At 72.4% G+C, this 16,260-nt stretch carries 15 protein-coding genes; 5 read left to right on the forward strand and 10 right to left on the reverse strand.

Annotated elements, in window-relative coordinates; all coding sequences use genetic code 11:
- Window positions 1–76: 76 nt before the first annotated feature.
- Complete coding sequence (locus CYQ11_RS19040) at window positions 77–730, reverse strand: ATP-binding protein (RefSeq protein ID WP_099201542.1); 654 nt, start codon at window positions 728–730, stop codon at window positions 77–79.
- Window positions 731–838: 108 nt separating this feature from the next.
- On the opposite strand from CYQ11_RS19040, the gene CYQ11_RS19045 reads away from it, so the two are divergent.
- The gene (locus CYQ11_RS19045; protein ID WP_099201690.1) at window positions 839–1,288 is read left to right on the forward strand and encodes a hypothetical protein; all 450 of its coding nucleotides are present in this window, start codon (window positions 839–841) and stop codon (window positions 1,286–1,288) included.
- Between the two features lie 62 nt (window positions 1,289–1,350).
- Here the strand turns inward: CYQ11_RS19045 and CYQ11_RS19050 are convergent, their stop codons facing one another.
- From CYQ11_RS19050 to deoC, 3 genes are read right to left on the reverse strand one after another with little or no spacing between them, the layout of a single operon-like run.
- Window positions 1,351–2,235 carry an aldehyde dehydrogenase family protein gene (locus tag CYQ11_RS19050; protein WP_099201541.1) on the reverse strand — a complete coding sequence of 295 codons (885 nt, stop codon included), beginning with the start codon at window positions 2,233–2,235 and terminating at the stop codon, window positions 1,351–1,353.
- Window positions 2,228–3,658 (reverse strand): aldehyde dehydrogenase family protein, encoded by a 1,431-nt coding sequence (locus CYQ11_RS19055; RefSeq protein ID WP_099201540.1) that lies wholly within the window; start codon window positions 3,656–3,658, stop codon window positions 2,228–2,230. Before CYQ11_RS19055 ends, CYQ11_RS19050 begins: the two co-directional genes overlap by 8 nt.
- Window positions 3,659–3,660: 2 nt before the next feature.
- Window positions 3,661–4,653 carry a deoxyribose-phosphate aldolase gene (gene deoC, locus CYQ11_RS19060; protein ID WP_181143860.1) on the reverse strand — a complete coding sequence of 331 codons (993 nt, stop codon included), beginning with the start codon at window positions 4,651–4,653 and terminating at the stop codon, window positions 3,661–3,663.
- Window positions 4,654–4,766: 113 nt separating this feature from the next.
- Between deoC and CYQ11_RS19065 the strand changes: the two genes are divergently transcribed.
- A complete protein-coding gene (locus tag CYQ11_RS19065) occupies window positions 4,767–5,390 on the forward strand; it encodes a PH domain-containing protein (protein ID WP_099201538.1) in 624 nt (207 codons plus the stop codon).
- A gap of 311 nt (window positions 5,391–5,701) precedes the next feature.
- On the opposite strand, the gene CYQ11_RS19070 is transcribed toward CYQ11_RS19065, so the two are convergent.
- The 3 genes from CYQ11_RS19070 to CYQ11_RS19080 all read right to left on the reverse strand — a co-directional run bounded on the left by CYQ11_RS19070 (window position 5,702) and on the right by CYQ11_RS19080 (window position 9,253).
- Complete coding sequence (locus CYQ11_RS19070) at window positions 5,702–7,387, reverse strand: phospho-sugar mutase (RefSeq protein ID WP_099201537.1); 1,686 nt, start codon at window positions 7,385–7,387, stop codon at window positions 5,702–5,704.
- 505 nt (window positions 7,388–7,892) lie between these two features.
- Window positions 7,893–8,714 (reverse strand): purine-nucleoside phosphorylase, encoded by an 822-nt coding sequence (locus CYQ11_RS19075; RefSeq protein ID WP_099201536.1) that lies wholly within the window; start codon window positions 8,712–8,714, stop codon window positions 7,893–7,895.
- A 101-nt stretch (window positions 8,715–8,815) separates the two neighbouring features.
- Window positions 8,816–9,253 carry a gamma-glutamylcyclotransferase family protein gene (locus CYQ11_RS19080; RefSeq protein ID WP_071965776.1) on the reverse strand — a complete coding sequence of 146 codons (438 nt, stop codon included), beginning with the start codon at window positions 9,251–9,253 and terminating at the stop codon, window positions 8,816–8,818.
- Between the two features lie 153 nt (window positions 9,254–9,406).
- Here CYQ11_RS19080 and CYQ11_RS19085 point away from each other — a divergent pair, with 153 nt between their 5' ends.
- Window positions 9,407–10,855, forward strand: a complete 1,449-nt coding sequence (locus CYQ11_RS19085) for an NAD(P)H-quinone dehydrogenase (RefSeq protein ID WP_099201535.1) — start codon at window positions 9,407–9,409, stop codon at window positions 10,853–10,855.
- 155 nt (window positions 10,856–11,010) lie between these two features.
- A complete protein-coding gene (locus CYQ11_RS19090; protein ID WP_240003618.1) occupies window positions 11,011–11,985 on the forward strand; it encodes a DeoR/GlpR family DNA-binding transcription regulator in 975 nt (324 codons plus the stop codon).
- 24 nt (window positions 11,986–12,009) lie between these two features.
- On the opposite strand, the gene CYQ11_RS19095 is transcribed toward CYQ11_RS19090, so the two are convergent.
- The 3 genes from CYQ11_RS19095 to CYQ11_RS19105 all read right to left on the reverse strand — a co-directional run bounded on the left by CYQ11_RS19095 (window position 12,010) and on the right by CYQ11_RS19105 (window position 15,582).
- The gene (locus tag CYQ11_RS19095; protein WP_099201533.1) at window positions 12,010–12,555 is read right to left on the reverse strand and encodes a TetR/AcrR family transcriptional regulator; all 546 of its coding nucleotides are present in this window, start codon (window positions 12,553–12,555) and stop codon (window positions 12,010–12,012) included.
- Window positions 12,556–12,769: 214 nt separating this feature from the next.
- The gene (locus CYQ11_RS19100; RefSeq protein ID WP_099201532.1) at window positions 12,770–14,524 is read right to left on the reverse strand and encodes an acetyl/propionyl/methylcrotonyl-CoA carboxylase subunit alpha; all 1,755 of its coding nucleotides are present in this window, start codon (window positions 14,522–14,524) and stop codon (window positions 12,770–12,772) included.
- 293 nt (window positions 14,525–14,817) lie between these two features.
- Entirely contained in the window at window positions 14,818–15,582 is a 765-nt protein-coding gene (locus CYQ11_RS19105; RefSeq protein WP_099201531.1) for an IclR family transcriptional regulator, read from the reverse strand.
- 141 nt (window positions 15,583–15,723) lie between these two features.
- Here CYQ11_RS19105 and CYQ11_RS19110 point away from each other — a divergent pair, with 141 nt between their 5' ends.
- Entirely contained in the window at window positions 15,724–16,257 is a 534-nt protein-coding gene (locus CYQ11_RS19110) for a hypothetical protein (RefSeq protein WP_099201530.1), read from the forward strand.
- Window positions 16,258–16,260 lie beyond the last annotated feature (3 nt).

A 16,260-nucleotide genomic window follows, 5' to 3' on the forward strand; every position in this document is an offset into this window, starting at 1 on the left:
CGGGGGAACGGGGGAGGAGAGCGGGCGTGGCAGCCGGGGGGATTGCCGCGCCCGCTCTCGCACGTCCGCGGCCGCCTCAGGTGCGCACGGTCTCCCGGTGCCCGGCGGCAGCGGCGGCGATCCGCCCCATGGCGGTCTGGCCGCCGCAGGCGAAGGCGCCCAGCGCCGTCTGCCGGGCCACGATGGCCCGCTCCGAGCGCATCAGCCGCAGCCCCCGCCGCACCAGGGTCGGCACCGGCTTGCGCGCCTCGCGCAGGTCGCGCAGCAGCCGCCGCCGGAACGTCGTCGACGGCCGGCCCCGCAGACACAGGGCGTCCGCGAGGTGGCCGAGGTCACGGCACCGGTCGATGATGTCCGCGGCGAAGATGCCCTCCGCGATGAACAGCGGGGTGCGCCCGATGTCGAGCGCGCTCTCGCCGACGCGCGAGCTGGTGGAGATGTCGTACACCGGCACGGTCGTACGGGCCGTACGGCACAGCGAGTCGATCGCCGCGACAGCCGCGTCCGCGTCCCACGAGCGCGGCGAGTCCCAGTCCGTGCCGCCGTCCGTGAGCAGCGGCAGCGACGGGTCGTCGCCCTCCTTGTAGAAGTCGTCGAGGTTCAGCACCGGCAGCCCGGTGCGGGCGGCGAGGGACGACTTTCCGGAGCCCGAGGGGCCGGTCAGGAGGATGACGCGCGCGGATGGCAGGAGGGAGGTCACGGGACACCAGTGTGAGGCATTGGTCCGCATGGGGGATCCCCCTGGGTCGGAGCGTGCGCGCGGAGTGACTGCTCAACTACGCTGCGCAGTCGATCCTGGTCCGAACCGAACCGTCAACTCACCCCCCGGCAGGTGGTCATGGCTTCCCACGCTCGTCACGCACGTTCCGCGCCCAACCCTCCGCCCCGGCTCCAGCGCACCCTGGCGCGCGTCGGGCTGACCCTCTCCGCGGGCGCCGCGCTCGTCGCGGGGGGCGCGGCCGGGGCGAGCGCCACGCCCCAGGCCCCCCGGGCCGAGCTCGGCCGTACGGACGTCGGGGCGGCCCTGCAGGGCACCGGCATCGCCGTGGAGAAGTCGGTGCAGGGCATCTCGCCGGTCGTGAAGTCCTTCAAGGCGTACCCGATGGCCGGGACGCACGTGGACCCGCTGGACAACGGCGTCAGGACGAAGGTCGCCGACTATCCCGCGGTCGGCACGACGGCGGTCACCGACACCATCACCAAGACGGGGCAGATCAGCGACCTGCCCCTGATCGGCCAGATGGTGAAGCTGCTGCCGGGCCCGCTGGCGCCGCCCTCCGGCGACTGATCCGCGGAACGACGGATGCCGGCCTCCCCTCGGGGGAGGCCGGCATCCGTCATGGGCGCACGTCAGTAGGACGAGCCGCCCGCGCCCAGCGACCCGGTGGGGTGCCAGACGGTCTTGGTCTCCAGGAACGCCGTCAGGCGGTCCGTGCCGGGGTCGGCGGACCAGTCCACAGGCTGTGGACGGACGACGCGCTTGAGGTTGTCAGCCGCCTCGATCTCCAGGGCCTTGGCCGTCTCGGCGTCGGCGCCCGCCAGGTCGATGGCGTTGACGTCCTGGTGCGCGGCGAGCGGCACGGCGATCTCCGCGACCTTGCCGGACAGGATGTTGACCACACCGCCGGGCACGTCGGAGGTGGCCAGCACCTCGCCCAGCGACAGGGCGGGCAGCGGGGCCTTCTCCGAGGCCACGACGACCACGGTGTTGCCGCTCGCGATCACCGGGGCGACCACGGACACCAGGCCCAGGAGCGAGGACTCCTGCGGCGCGACGACCGCCACGACACCGGTGGGCTCGGGGGAGGTGACGTTGAAGAACGGCCCGGCGACCGGGTTCGTCCCGCCCGTGACCTGCGCGATCTTGTCGGTCCAGCCCGCGTACCAGACCCAGCGGTCGATGGCGGCGTCCACCTGCGCGGCGGCCTTGGACTTCGAGAGGCCCTCGGCGTCCGCGACCTCGGCGACGAACTGGTCCCGGCGGCCCTCCAGCATCTCGGCGACGCGGTAGAGGATCTGACCGCGGTTGTAGGCGGTCGCGCCGGACCAGCCGCCGAACGCCTTGCGCGCCGCCACGACGGCGTCACGGGCGTCCTTGCGGGACGACAGGGGGGCGTTGGCGAGCCAGTGGCCCTTGGAGTCGGTCACCTCGTACACCCGCCCGCTCTCGGACCGGGGGAACTTGCCCCCGACGAACAGCTTGTAGGTCTTGAAGACACTGAGCCGATCAGACATCGAGGTAGGCCTCCAGACCGTGACGGCCACCCTCGCGACCGAAGCCCGACTCCTTGTACCCACCGAACGGGGAAGTCGGATCGAACTTGTTGAACGTGTTGGCCCAGACGACGCCCGCCCGCAGTTTGCCGGCCACGGCCAGCATCCGCGAACCCTTCTCGGTCCAGATGCCGGCGGACAGCCCGTACTGCGAGTTGTTGGCCTTGGCGACGGCCTCGCCGGGCGTACGGAAGGTCAGCACCGACAGGACCGGGCCGAAGATCTCCTCGCGGGCGATCCGGTGGGCCTGCGTGACGCCCGTGAAGAGCGTCGGGGCGAACCAGTAGCCGTTGCCCGGCAGCTCGCACGCCGGGGCCCAGCGCTCGGCGCCCTCGGCCTCGCCGCTGTCGGCCAGCGCGGTGATGCGGGCCAGCTGCTCGGCGGAGTTGATGGCGCCGACGTCGGTGTTCTTGTCCAGCGGGTCGCCCACCCGCAGCGTGGACATGCGGCGCTTCAGCGCGTCCAGCAGCTCGTCCTGGATGGACTCCTGCACCAGCAGGCGCGAGCCCGCGCAGCAGACCTGCCCCTGGTTGAAGAAGATGCCGCCCACGATGCCCTCGACCGCCTGGTCGATCGGCGCGTCGTCGAAGACGATGTTGGCGCCCTTGCCGCCCAGCTCCAGGGTCAGCCTCTTGTCCGTGCCGGCGACGGTACGGGCGATCTCCTTGCCCACCGCGGTGGAGCCGGTGAAGGCGACTTTGTCGACGCCGTCGTGGGCCACGATCGCCGCACCCGTCGAACCGTCACCGGTGAGGATGTTGACGACGCCCTTGGGCAGCCCGGCCTGACGGCAGATGTCGGCGAAGAACAGCGCCGACAGCGGCGTGGTCTCGGCCGGCTTGAGCACGACGGTGTTGCCCGCCGCCAGCGCGGGGGCGATCTTCCACGCCAGCATCAGCAGCGGGAAGTTCCACGGGATGACCTGGCCGGCGACACCGAGCGGACGCGGGTTCGCGCCGAACCCGGCGTGGTCCAGCTTGTCGGCCCAGCCGGCGTAGTAGAAGAAGTGCGCGGCGACCAGCGGGAGGTCGGCGTCGCGCGTCTCCTTGATCGGCTTGCCGTTGTCCAGGGTCTCCAGGACGGCCAGCTCACGCGACCGCTCCTGGATGATCCGGGCGATGCGGAACAGGTACTTGGCCCGCTCGGAACCGGGCAGCGCCGACCACTTCTCGAAGGCCTTGCGCGCGGCCTTGACGGCGGCGTCGACGTCCTCGGCGGACGCCTGGGCGACCTCCGAGAGCACCTCCTCCGTCGACGGGGAGACGGTCTTGAAGACCTTCCCGCCGGTGGCCTCGCGGAACTCGCCGTCGATGAACAGCCCGTAGGAGGGGGCGATGTCGACGACCGAGCGCGACTCGGGCGCCGGTGCGTATTCAAAAGCCATGATCAGTCCACCGTCACGTAGTCGGGACCGGAGTAGCGCCCGGTGCTCAGCTTCTGCCGCTGCATCAGCAGGTCGTTGAGGAGGCTGGAGGCACCGAAGCGGAACCAGTCGTTGGTCAGCCACTCCTCGCCCACGGTCTCGTTGACGAGCACCAGGAACTTCATGGCGTCCTTGGTGGTGCGGATCCCGCCCGCGGGCTTCACGCCGACCTGGACGCCGGTCGTGGCCCGGAAGTCGCGCACGGCCTCCAGCATCAGCAGGGTGTTCGCCGGGGTGGCGTTCACCGCGACCTTGCCGGTGGAGGTCTTGATGAAGTCGGCGCCGGCCAGCATGCCGAGCCAGGAGGCACGGCGGATGTTGTCGTACGTCGACAGCTCGCCGGTCTCGAAGATGACCTTCAGCCGGGCGGCCGAGCCGTCGGGCCGGCGGCAGGCGTCCTTGACGGCCTTGATCTCCTCGAAGACGCTCAGGTAGCGCCCGGACAGGAAGGCGCCGCGGTCGATCACCATGTCGATCTCGTCGGCACCCGCGGCGACGGCGTCCACCGTGTCGGCCAGCTTGACCGGCAGGGCGGCGCGGCCGGCCGGGAAGGCCGTCGCGACGGAGGCGACCTTGACGCCGGAGCCGCGCAGGGCCTCGGCGGCGGTGGCCACCATGTCGGGGTAGACACAGATCGCGGCGGTGCGCGGGGTGTCGCGGTCGGTGGGATCGGGGTTGACGGCCTTGGCGCAGAGCGACCGGACCTTGCCCGGGGTGTCCGCACCCTCCAGGGTCGTCAGGTCGATCATCGAGATCGCCAGGTCGATGGCGTAGGCCTTCGCCGTCGTCTTGATCGAGCGGGTGCCGAGCGCCGCGGCGCGGGCTTCCAGCCCGACCGGGTCGACGCCCGGGAGGCCGTGCAGGAAGCGGCGCAGCGCTCCGTCGGAGGCGGTCACGTCCGCCATCGACGCCAGTCGCTCCGCGGCCTCGTTGCCGTTTGAGGGAACAGTGGGCATGGTCACCGGATGAGCATATCTACGCGCGTAGCGCATGTCACCCCCCAGGGCCTCTCCACCGCCCATGCTGACACCTCCGGGGCGCCCGCGCAGTGTGGGGCACAATCGGCGGCATGACGAGCGACCCGAAGGCAGCACCGGAATTCGCCGAGCGGTGCTACCGCTCCTCGGCAGGCATCGGCAGTGGTGTCCTGCTCCTCGCGCTGGCCGCGTGGCTGGGGGGCGACGCGATCGTGAGCGGCGAGGGCCGCACGCCCTGGCTCGCCCTGGCCGGCCTGCTCTTCGCGGTGCCGCTGATCATCGCCTTCACGGTGCGGCCGGCGGTGTGGGCGGGGGAGGACCGGCTGCTGGTGCGCAACCCCTTCCGCACGATCACGGTGCCGTGGGCCTCCGTCGAGGCTGTCCGGGCCGGCTACTCCAGTGAGGTGCTGGCCGGCGGCGCGAAGTACCAGCTGTGGGCGATCCCCGTGTCCCTCCGCCAGCGCAAGCGGGCGGCGCGGTCGGCTGCGCGGGCCGCCGCGGAGGACGTGACGGGGACGGTGTCCTCGACGGCCCCTTCGCCGGGGCTGCTGCGGGCACCGTCCGACCAGGCGATCGAGGACCTCCGGGAACTCGCGGAACGGGGTGCGTCCCGGGAGGGTGCGCAGGGGGTGCCGACGGTGCGCTGGGCGTTCGAGCTGATCGTGCCGTCGCTGGTGGGCTTGGCGCTGCTGGCGGGGCTGGGGGGCCTGGCCTGACGGGCGGGGTGAGGTGGCCCACTCCCACCGGGCGGTAGTTGCCGCGCGGCGGGAGGGGGCGGGGTGGGACGGGGCCTGGCAGGGGGCGTAAAGCGCTCTTTGCGGGAGTGCGGGGCACGTATCGACACGTAACCAGGAACCGCAAAGAGCGCAGCCCCCAGAAGGCCCCGTCCCACCCCGCCCCCGCCCCACCGCGTGCCCGACACGCACGCACCGGGCACGTACCCGGCACACCCGCACCGGGGCACCTACGCGCACGCACGCACCGGCACGCACGCGCACGCACGCACGTACCGGCACGCACCGCAGCGTCAGATGCCGGCCACCCGCGACAGGTCCGTCTTGATCGCCGCCAGCACCGCGTCCGCCCGCCCCCGCGCGTCCACCAGGCCCGCAGCGGAGCCCACCGGCACCACGACCTCCAGGTAGCACTTCAGCTTCGGCTCCGTGCCGCTGGGCCGCACGATCACCCGCGCCCCCGAAACCGCACCCGCCTCGTCGCCCGCCAGGGCGTACCGCAGGCCGTCCGTCGGCGGCAGCGACTCCGTCCCCTTCGCCAGGTCCTCCGCGGACACCACGTGCAGCCCCGCCAGCGTGGTCGGCGGCTGCTCCCGCAGCCTCCGCATCGCCGCCGCGATCAGCGACAGGTCCTCCACCCGCACCGACAGCTGGTCCGTCGCGTGCAGGCCGTGCTCCACCGCCAGGTCGTCCAGGAGGTCGCTCAGCGTCTGTCCGGTCTCCTTCAGCTCGGCCGTCAGCTCTGCCACCAGCAGCGCCGCCGTGATGCCGTCCTTGTCGCGCACCCCGTCGGGGTCGACGCAGTACCCCAGCGCCTCCTCGTAGGCGTAGCGCAGGCCGTCCACCCGGGACAGCCACTTGAAGCCGGTCAGCGTCTCCTCGTACGAGGCGCCCGCCGCGGCCGCGGCGATCCGCGACAGCAGGGACGACGAGACGATCGTCGTGGCGAACGTCCCGCGCGCGCTCTTGTGCACGAGGTGCGTGGCGAGCAGGGCCCCGACCTCGTCGCCGCGCAGCATCCGCCAGCCCTCGACGGTCTCCGGAGCCGGCACGGCCACCGCGCAGCGGTCCGCGTCGGGGTCGTTGGCGATGATGATGTCGGGCGTCTCGCCGCGCGCGGCCGCCTCGCGGGCGGTGGCGAAGGCCAGGTCCATCGCGCCCGGCTCCTCGGGGTTCGGGAACGCGACGGTCGGGAAGTCGGGGTCGGGCTCGGCCTGCGCGGCCACGACGTCCGGGGCGGGGAACCCGGCGCGGGCGAACGCGGCGGTCAGCACGTCGCGGCCGACGCCGTGCATCGGGGTGTAGACGGTGCGGACGTCGCGGGGGGAGCCGGCGGTCAGGACGGCGTCGGTGCGCTCCAGGTAGGCGCCGACGACGGCGTCCTCGCGGAGGGTCTCCCAGCCGGCGGAGGGCCGCGGCACGTCGTTCAGGCTGGCGACGGCGGCGATCTCGGCGGCGATCTCCGCGTCCGCGGGCGGCACGATCTGGGAGCCGTCGCCGAGGTAGACCTTGTAGCCGTTGTCGCGCGGCGGGTTGTGGCTGGCGGTGACCTCGATGCCGGCGACGGCGCCGATGTGGCGGATCGCGAAGGCGAGGACGGGCGTGGGCAGCGGCTTGGGCAGCAGCGCGGCCTTCAGGCCGGCGCCGACCATGACCGCGGCGGTGTCCAGGGCGAAGTCCGCGGACTTGTAGCGGGCGTCGTAGCCGATGACGACGGTCCCGCCGGTGTGGCCCTGCTTCTTGAGGTACGCGGCGAGGCCGGCGGCGGCGCGGATGACGACGGCGCGGTTCATGCGCATGGGGCCGGCGCCGAGTTCGCCGCGGAGGCCGGCGGTGCCGAACTGGAGGGTGCCGGCGAAGCGGTCGCCCAGCTCGGTGAGGTCGCCGGCGTCGATGAGCCGCGCGAGCTCGTCACGGGTTTCGGGGTCGGGGTCCTCGGCGAGCCAGGTCTGGGCCTGCGCGATGAGGTCTCGCTCCACGGTGTTCCTCCGGGGTGTCGGGGGTCGCTTGGGGTGCGTGGTGGGGCCGTGGCCGTGGCCAGAGCGTGGCCAGAGCCGTGGCCGGGGCCGGGGCGGGGGCCAGAGCCGTGGCCGTGGCCAAGGCCAGGCCGTGGCGGGGGCCGGGGGCGGGGCGGGGTGGGCCCTTCTGGGGGCTGGGGTATGTGCGGCGCCCGCCAGGCGTAAAGCGTGCCCGGCGAGCGCCGCACATACCCCTTTACGCCCCCTGTCAGGGCCCACCCCGCCCCGCCCCCTCCCGTCCGCTCGGCGGTGCGGGCCGTCTCGGGGGCCGGTTCGGGCCGGTCCGCTCGGCGGGCCGCCGTCCGCCTCGGGGGCCGGTCAGAGCCGGTTCGCTCGGCGGCTGCGGTCGCCTTCGGTCTGGTCCGGGCCGGGCCGCCTCGGGGTCCGGTCCGGACCAGCTGGTGGAAACGCCCGTGCCGGAGGCGCTAGGCCCCCGGCACGGGTGTGGCAGTGGTGACCCGAGGGGTCAGAGCTTCGGCAGGACCTGCGCCAGGAGGGAGCCCATCCGCGCGGCGGAGTCGCGGCCCGCCTGGAGGACCTCCTCGTGGTTGAGGGGCTCGCCTGTCATGCCGGCGGCGAGGTTCGTCACCAGGGAGATGCCCAGGACCTCGGCACCCGCCTCGCGGGCCGCGATGGCCTCAAGGGTGGTGGACATGCCCACCAGGTCGCCGCCCAGCGTGCGGACCATCTTGATCTCGGCCGGGGTCTCGTAGTGCGGGCCGGGGAGCTGGACGTAGACGCCCTCCTCGAGGGTGGGGTCGACCTCCTTGCACAGCGCGCGCAGACGGGGGGAGTACAGGTCGGTGAGGTCGACGAAGTTGGCGCCGACGATCGGCGAGGTCGCCGTCATGTTGATGTGGTCGCTGATCAGCACCGGCTGGCCGGGGCGCATGCCCTCGCGGAGGCCGCCGCAGCCGTTGGTGAGGACGATGGTCTTGCAGCCGGCGGCCACGGCGGTGCGGACGCCGTGCACGACGGCGGCGACACCGCGGCCCTCGTAGTAGTGGGTGCGGCCGAGGAAGACGAGCACGCGCTTGTCGTTGATCTTGTACGAGCGGAAGGTGCCCGCGTGGCCCGCGACGGCGGCGGCGGTGAAGCCGGGGAGCTCGGTGACCGGGAACTCGGCCTCGGGGGTGCCGAGCGCTTCGGTGGCGGGGACCCAGCCGGAGCCCATGACCAGGGCGACGTCGTGGGTCTCGGCGCCCGTGAGCTCGCGCAGGCGGGCGGCGGCGTCGTTGGCCGCGGCGTACGGGTCGGCCTGGATGTCCGGAGTAACTGATGCGTTCACGCGGACGAGGGTAACCGCTCAGGGCCTACGCGCGTAGATGTCGCTGGTCACGGTGTTCCGATTGTTGCTTTGTGCTTTGCGACGAGACGCAATCGTCACCTTCAGCACGGGCGCTTGCGCAGCTCCATGACGTAGTCGTGGGGGGCGCCGGCGGATTCCGCGGCGTCGGCGATCTCACCGAGGTAGCGGGCGGAGGGCAGGCCGCCCTCGTAGCCGTTGAGGACATACACCCAGGCTGGCTCCTCACCGTCGAGGGTGTGCACCCGGACACGCATCCGCCGGTAGATGTCGAGGCCGACACCCTCCCAACGGTCCATCGAGTCCTCGTCCATCGGAGCGATGTCGTAGAGGGCCACGAAGACCTGGGAGCGCGGGGCCTCCACGATCGTGGCGAGTGCGCCCTCCCAGCCCATCTGCTCCCCGCCGAAGGTCAGCCGCCAGCCGTTGAGCCAGCCGGTGCCGCGCAGCGGCGAGTGCGGTGCGCGGCGGGTCATCAGCCGCGCGTCGAGGTTGCCGGCGTACGCGGCGTAGAGCGACATGCTTCCGAGGGTACGGGAGTGAGGCGGAACGGCATTTGGGGTGGCAATCTCGAAGGGAGGTTCGTGGGGAACTATCCGTCGACGTTCGTACGGATCGGCGGGAACGTCGCTAAGGGAGGCCCCGGAAGGAGCCGCTTCGATGGGTGCGGAACAATGGAATACGTGACTCGGATCGTGATCATCGGTGGCGGACCCGGCGGCTATGAGGCGGCGCTCGTCGCCGCACAGCTCGGCGCGGAGGTGACCGTCGTCGACTGCGACGGTCTGGGCGGGGCGTCGGTGCTCACCGACTGCGTGCCCTCGAAGACTCTCATCGCCACGGCTGAGGTGATGACCACCTTCGACTCCTCGTACGAGGAGCTGGGGATCATCGTCGCCGACGACACGCCGCCGCTGGAGCGGGCGGCCGGGGTCGTGGGCGTGGACCTGGGGAAGGTCAACCGCCGGGTGAAGCGGCTGGCGCTCGCGCAGTCGCACGACATCACCGCGTCGGTGACGCGTGCGGGCGGGCGCGTCATGCGCGGCCGCGGACGGCTGGAGCCGCAGCAGGCGCCGGACGGGTCGCGGCGCGTGGTGGTGCGGGCGGCCGACGGCACGGAGGAGACGCTCGCCGCGGACGCGGTGCTGATCGCGACCGGCGCCCACCCGCGGGAGATCCCGGACGCGCTGCCCGACGGCGAGCGCATCCTGAACTGGACCCAGGTCTACGACCTGGAGGAGCTCCCCGAGGAGCTGATCGTGGTGGGCTCGGGCGTCACCGGCGCCGAGTTCGCCGGCGCCTACCAGGCGCTGGGGTCCAAGGTGACGCTGGTGTCGTCGCGGGACCGGGTGCTGCCGGGCGAGGACCCCGACGCCGCCGCGGTGCTGGAGGACGTCTTCCGCCGGCGCGGCATGAACGTCATGGCGCGGTCCCGGGCGCAGTCGGCCAAGCGGGTCGGCGACCGGGTGGAGGTGACGCTGGCCGACGGCCGCGTGATCACCGGTACGCACTGCCTCATGGCGGTCGGCTCCATTCCGAACACGGCCGGCATCGGCCTGGAGGAGGCCGGGGTCCGGCTCAAGGAGTCCGGGCACGTCTGGACGGACAAGGTCTCGCGGACGAGCGCCCCCGGCGTGTACGCGGCGGGCGACTGCACCGGTGTCTTCGCGCTGGCCTCGGTCGCGGCGATGCAGGGCCGGATCGCGATGTACCACTTCCTCGGTGACGCGGTCGCTCCGCTCAATCTCAAGGCCGTATCGGCGAACGTGTTTACGGATCCGGAGATTGCGACGGTCGGTTATACCCAGGCCGACGTCGACAACGGCCTGATAGACGCACGGGTGGTGAAGCTTCCGCTGCTGCGGAATCCGCGGGCCAAGATGCAGGGCATTCGCGATGGATTCGTGAAGATGTTCTGCCGTCCGGGTACGGGCATCGTCGTGGGTGGCGTCGTGGTGTCCCCGCGGGCGAGCGAGCTGATTCATCCGATCTCGATCGCGGTCGACAACAATCTGACCGTCGAACAGATCGCAAACGCGTTCTCCGTGTATCCGTCGCTGTCCGGTTCGATCGCCGAGGTGGCACGGCAGTTGCACACGAGGAAGACGCAACGCGAGGCGTAGCGAATCGGCACCTCGCGTTCCAGCTCTCTCTACCACCTCACGGGTCGCGGAGCGGACAACTTCCGTTAATTGCTGCAACCTGCTGAAAACAGATGGTCGTTGGCGTTACTGTCGGTTTCGTGTTCGCTGCAGAACGTCGTCAATTGATCCTCGAAATGGTGCGGGCCAACGGAGCGGTTTCGCTCCGTGAGCTCGCCCGCGTCGTCCAGACCTCTGAAGTGACCGTACGGCGGGACGTGCGGGCGCTGGAGGCCGAAGGACTGCTCGACCGCCGGCACGGCGGTGCGGTGCTGCCGGGCGGTTTCACCAGGGAGTCCGGCTTCCCGCAGAAATCCCATCTAGCGACCGCCGAGAAGACGGCCATCGCCGATCTCGCGGCGAGCTTCGTCGAAGAGGGCGAGGCCGTCGTCGTCGGCGCCGGTACGACCACCCAGGAGCTGGCCCGCCGGCTCGCTCGCGTACCGGGTCTGACCGTGGTCACCAACTCCCTGCTCGTCGCCCAGGCCCTGGCCCACGCCAACCGGGTCGAGGTCGTCATGACCGGCGGCACGCTCAGAGGGTCGAACTACGCCCTGGTGGGCAGCGGCGCCGAGCAGTCCCTGCAGGGGCTGCGGGTCTCGCGCGCCTTCCTGTCCGGCAGCGGGCTGACCGCCGAGCGCGGCCTGTCCACGTCCAACATGCTCTCCGCGAGCGTGGACCGGGCGCTGGTCCAGGCGGCCGCCGAGGTCGTCGTCCTCGCCGACCACACCAAACTGGGCACCGACACGATGTTCCAGACGGTGCCCACCGACGTCATCACCCGACTGGTCACCGACGAGCCCCCGGCTCACGACGACCGGGCGGCCACGGAGCTCCAGGCCCTGGCCGACCAGGGCGTGCACATCTCGGTCGCGGGGCCCGGCGCGGGGTCGGGCTCGTCTGCCGGGACGGTGCACGGCGACGCGGTCGGTCCGGCCCGCCGCCGTGACGTCCCGCCGCTGCCGGGACAGCGCCGGAACCTCCCCCTGGGCCACGGGCAGTCGCCCGGACCGGGGCAGGGCGGCCCGCCGGGCGCCCAGCTGCGCAGCGCGGTGTCCCTGGGCGAGCAGCCCTCGGCCCGGGTCGCTGACCTGGCACCACGCCGGCGGTGAGGGGGAGGGGGCGTGATACCGGGCCTACGCCCTGATGCCGGTCAGCGTCAGCTTGAGCAGGCGGTCGGCCAACTCCGGGTCGTCCGGAGACTGTTCGGCCGCCAGCGAAATGGCGTTGGTCAGCTGCATCAGGTCCGCGATGTCCACGTCCTCGCGCACGGCGCCCGCCCGCTTCGCGCGGGTGAGCAGCGTGTCGCCGGCCTCCCGCATCGGCAGGCTGCACCGGGACATGGCGGAGGCCTCGTCGCTCTGGGCCGCCATCAGGGCGCGGGAGAGGCCCCGGTAGGTGCCCGCGTGGGTCACGATGGCCCGCAGCCAGGCCACCAGCGCCCGGCAGGGCTCGGGGGAGGCCAGCAGCTCCCGGGAGCGGGCGAGCAGGCCGTCGACCTCGCCCTGGAAGACCGCGCTCATCAGGGCGGTGCGGTTGGGGAAGTGACGGTAGAGCGTGCCGATGCCGACGCCGGCGCGCTTGGCGATGTCCTCGAGCGAGGCGTCCGTGCCGTGCGCGGTGAAGGCCGTGCGGGCCTCCGTGAGCAGCCGCTCGTAGTTGCGCCGCGCGTCCGCGCGCATGGGTCGTGGTGACGTCTGCGCCGCATCGGTCGCCATTGCGTCCGTCCTCCCGATCGGTGGCTCAGGGGGTGGCACACCCCCTGGGGCCCACAGTCCCCGTCAGTCAAGGATGCCAGGCCGCCGGGGCGGCCGGACCACGAACGCCCACGGGCCCCGGCCGGTGCGGCGGGGGCCCGTGGGACGGACGGGGTGCTGGATCAGCTCGATCCGGCGATCAGTCCTTGATCTCGCAGATGACGGCGCCGGAGGAGACCGAGGCGCCGACCTCGGCGGTGATGCCCTTGACGGTGCCGGAGCGGTGCGCGTTCAGCGGCTGCTCCATCTTCATGGCCTCCAGGACCACGATGAGGTCGCCCTCGTTGACCTCCTGGCCCTCCTCGACCGCGACCTTGACGATCGTGCCCTGCATCGGGGAGGCCAGCGCGTCGCCGGAGGCGGCGGAGCCGGACTTCTTGGCGGCGCGGCGCTTGGGCTTGGCACCGCCGGCCGCGGCCGTACGGGCGAGCGTCATGCCGAGGGAGGCGGGCAGCGAGACCTCCAGGCGCTTGCCGCCGACCTCGACGACGACCGTCTCGCGGCCTGCCGCCTCCTCGTCCTCCTCGGCCCCCTGGCCGGCGAAGGGCGGGATGGTGTTCTCGAACTCGGTCTCGATCCAGCGGGTGTGCACCCGGAAGGGGTCGGCCGTGAACGCCGGGTCCGTGACGACGGCCCGGTGGAACGGGATGGCGGTGGCCATGCCCTCCACCTGGAACTCCGCCAGCGCCCGGGCGGCGCGCTGGAGGGCCTGCTCACGGGTGGCGCCGGTGACGATCAGCTTGGCCAGCAGGGAGTCCCAGGCCGGGCCGATGACGCTGCCGGACTCCACGCCCGCGTCCAGGCGCACGCCCGGTCCCGAGGGGGGCGTGAAGGCGGTGACGGTGCCGGGGGCGGGCAGGAAGTTGCGGCCCGGGTCCTCGCCGTTGATGCGGAACTCGAAGGAATGACCCCGCATCGGCGGGTCGTCGTAGCCGAGCTCCTCGCCGTCGGCGATGCGGAACATCTCGCGGACCAGGTCGATGCCGGTGACCTCCTCGGTGACCGGGTGCTCGACCTGGAGACGGGTGTTGACCTCCAGGAAGGAGATCGTGCCGTCCTGGCCCACGAGGAACTCGCAGGTGCCGGCGCCCTCGTAACCGGCCTCCTTGAGGATGGCCTTGGACGCGCGGTACAGCTCGGCGTTCTGCTCGTCGTTGAGGAACGGCGCCGGGGCCTCCTCGACCAGCTTCTGGTGGCGGCGCTGGAGCGAGCAGTCACGGGTGGAGACCACGACCACGTTGCCGTGCTTGTCGGCCAGGCACTGGGTCTCGACGTGCCGCGGGCGGTCCAGGTAGCGCTCGACGAAGCACTCGCCCCGGCCGAAGGCGGCGACAGCCTCGCGGACGGCCGAGTCGTACAGCTCGGGCACCTCTTCGAGGGTGCGGGCGACCTTCAGGCCGCGACCGCCACCGCCGAAGGCCGCCTTGATGGCGATCGGCAGGCCGTGCTCCTCGGCGAAGGCCACGACCTCCTCCGCGCCCGAGACCGGGTCGGCGGTGCCGGCGACCAGCGGCGCACCGGCGCGCTGGGCGATGTGACGGGCCGCCACCTTGTCGCCGAGGTCCCGGATGGCCTGCGGCGGCGGACCGATCCAGGTCAGACCGGCGTCGATGACCGCCTGGGCGAAGTCGGCGTTCTCGGAGAGGAAGCCGTACCCGGGATGGACGGCGTCAGCACCCGACTCTGCGGCCGCGGCAAGCACCTTGGTCATGTCGAGGTAGCTCGTCGCCGGCGTGTCACCGCCCAGCGCGTACGCCTCGTCGGCGGCCCGGACATGCAACGCGTCGCGGTCCGGGTCGGCGTAGACGGCCACGCTCCCGATGCCGGCATCCCGGCACGCACGAGCGACGCGGACAGCGATTTCGCCACGGTTGGCGATGAGCACCTTGCGCACGATGGCTCCCTCCTTCAAACAAGGTGAGTTTAGGTACAGGCGACACTCTGTGCCGACCCGACTTCCGGGGTGACGTTGCCCACACGGAGCGTGAAGCGGGAGCCGAGTACGGGCCCAAGGCCCCGGAACCTCCACGGTACGCCGGGAATACGCGAGTGCCGGTGGCGTGATGGTGTGGTCAAGGTCTCGGCGTGCGCCTCGAAGCGGCGGTGCCGATTCTTTGTGGAGTCCCTACGAACGGGTGACGCAAAGTTTGCGCCCTCGCCTTCGTCGCGGACCCTCTTCCCCCAGGTCTACCCGCCAGTAGAGCGACTGATGTCGTGGGTGCCCTGGAACTTGGCGGCCTCGGCGGCGACATGACGGATCGCCTCGGTGACCCGGTCGCCGCGGCGGTGGAAGTCGGCCAGCGGCAGTGCCGCGGATATCGCGGTGAGGGCGCCGCCGGGACCGGCGGGGACCGGTACGGCCACGCAGGCCACCCCCGGCACCGACTCCTCGACCTCCACGGCACTTCCCTCCCGGCGCACCTGACGCAGTTGTACGTCCAGTCGCTCGGGGGAGGTGATCGTGCGGGGGGTGATCGCCCGCATCCCGGCCGCCGAGAGGTAGCGCAGCCGCGCGGCCCGCGGCAGGGCCGCCAGCAGCACCTTGCCGTGGGCGGTGGCGTGCGCGGCCGCGTCCCTGCCCGGCGTGAAGCCGCCGGTGGCGGGGTGGGCGGCGGCGGTGCCGGCGAGCACCGCGATGTCGCCGTCGCGGTAGGTGCTGAAGTAGGTGTCCACCCCGACGGCCCGGCGCGCCCGCACCAGCAGCTCCTGCACCTCGTCGGCCAGCCGCATCTGCCGCTGGAAGGCGTGGTGCAGGGACGGCACCCGGTAGCCGAGCACGTAGCCGGCGGGCGTGCGGACCAGGTGGCCGCGGGCGGTGAGGGTGCCCAGCAGCTCGTACACCGTGGACAGCCCGCAGTCCAGCCGCCGGGCGAGGGCCTTGGCGGGCACGGGCCCCTCGGACGCGGCGACGGCGTCCAGGACGTCCAGGGCACGGTCCACGGACTGTGGCATGGCGAACCCTCTCTCGGGGTAATTACTCGCAGTATTTAAAGGGAAGTTATGGGAAATGTATGGGTTTTGGAGGGCCCGGGAAAACCCCTCGACCGAGGGAGGTGGGGGTGACCGATATGCCGTGACATCGTTGAAGAAGTCATGATCAAGCGCATTGCTGCCGCTGCCGCCCTGGCCGGCGCCGCTCTGTCCATGTCCTCCGCCGCCACCGTCGTCGCCGATCCGCTGGCGCCGACGCCGGTGCCGCCGCCCTCGTCGAGCGCCGGCCCCCTGAAGGTGACCGCCCCGCCGAAGCCGGCACCGGCCCCGTCGAAGAGCGCGCCCGCGAAGACCGCCCCGGCCAAGAGCGCCCCGGCCAAGGCCGCTCCGGCGCAGGGCGCCCAGGCGAAGGCCGCTCCCGCCAAGCCCACGCCCGCCAAGAGCGCCTCCCCGGCCAAGCCCGTTCCCGTCAAGCCGGCGCCCGCCAAGCCCGCCCCGGCGAAGGCCGGCCCCAAGGGAATGTACGCCCAGGGGGCGCCCGCCGGGGTGCAGCCGCCGAAGGGCGTGCCCGCGGCCCCCGAGCACGAGCTGCCGGAGACCAGCCTCTACCCGGGCGTCGTCAACGGTCTGGGCAAGCTCGACCAGCTGGGACAGCTGAAGGAGGTCGGCAGCGCGACCAGCGCCCTGCCGCTCTAGCCG

The sequence above is a fragment of the Streptomyces cinnamoneus genome (assembly GCF_002939475.1).
In the GTDB taxonomy this organism is placed as follows: domain Bacteria; phylum Actinomycetota; class Actinomycetes; order Streptomycetales; family Streptomycetaceae; genus Streptomyces; species Streptomyces cinnamoneus_A.

Bases quoted from the DNA above. Each gene is read 5' to 3' on its own strand.
- CYQ11_RS19090 (WP_240003618.1), top strand. From the start codon at position 11,011: ATGGTGCGGGCCAACGGAGCGGTTTCGCTCCGTGAGCTCGCCCGCGTC.
- CYQ11_RS19095 (WP_099201533.1), bottom strand. From the start codon at position 12,555: ATGCGCGCGGACGCGCGGCGCAACTACGAGCGGCTGCTCACGGAGGCC.
- CYQ11_RS19045 (WP_099201690.1), top strand. From the start codon at position 839: ATGGCTTCCCACGCTCGTCACGCACGTTCCGCGCCCAACCCTCCGCCC.
- CYQ11_RS19080 (WP_071965776.1), bottom strand. From the start codon at position 9,253: ATGTCGCTCTACGCCGCGTACGCCGGCAACCTCGACGCGCGGCTGATG.
- CYQ11_RS19040 (WP_099201542.1), bottom strand. From the start codon at position 730: ATGCGGACCAATGCCTCACACTGGTGTCCCGTGACCTCCCTCCTGCCA.
- CYQ11_RS19065 (WP_099201538.1), top strand. From the start codon at position 4,767: ATGACGAGCGACCCGAAGGCAGCACCGGAATTCGCCGAGCGGTGCTAC.
- CYQ11_RS19055 (WP_099201540.1), bottom strand. From the start codon at position 3,658: ATGGCTTTTGAATACGCACCGGCGCCCGAGTCGCGCTCGGTCGTCGAC.
- CYQ11_RS19105 (WP_099201531.1), bottom strand. From the start codon at position 15,582: ATGCCACAGTCCGTGGACCGTGCCCTGGACGTCCTGGACGCCGTCGCC.
- deoC (WP_181143860.1), bottom strand. From the start codon at position 4,653: ATGCCCACTGTTCCCTCAAACGGCAACGAGGCCGCGGAGCGACTGGCG.
- CYQ11_RS19110 (WP_099201530.1), top strand. From the start codon at position 15,724: ATGATCAAGCGCATTGCTGCCGCTGCCGCCCTGGCCGGCGCCGCTCTG.
- CYQ11_RS19050 (WP_099201541.1), bottom strand. From the start codon at position 2,235: ATGTCTGATCGGCTCAGTGTCTTCAAGACCTACAAGCTGTTCGTCGGG.
- CYQ11_RS19085 (WP_099201535.1), top strand. From the start codon at position 9,407: ATGGAATACGTGACTCGGATCGTGATCATCGGTGGCGGACCCGGCGGC.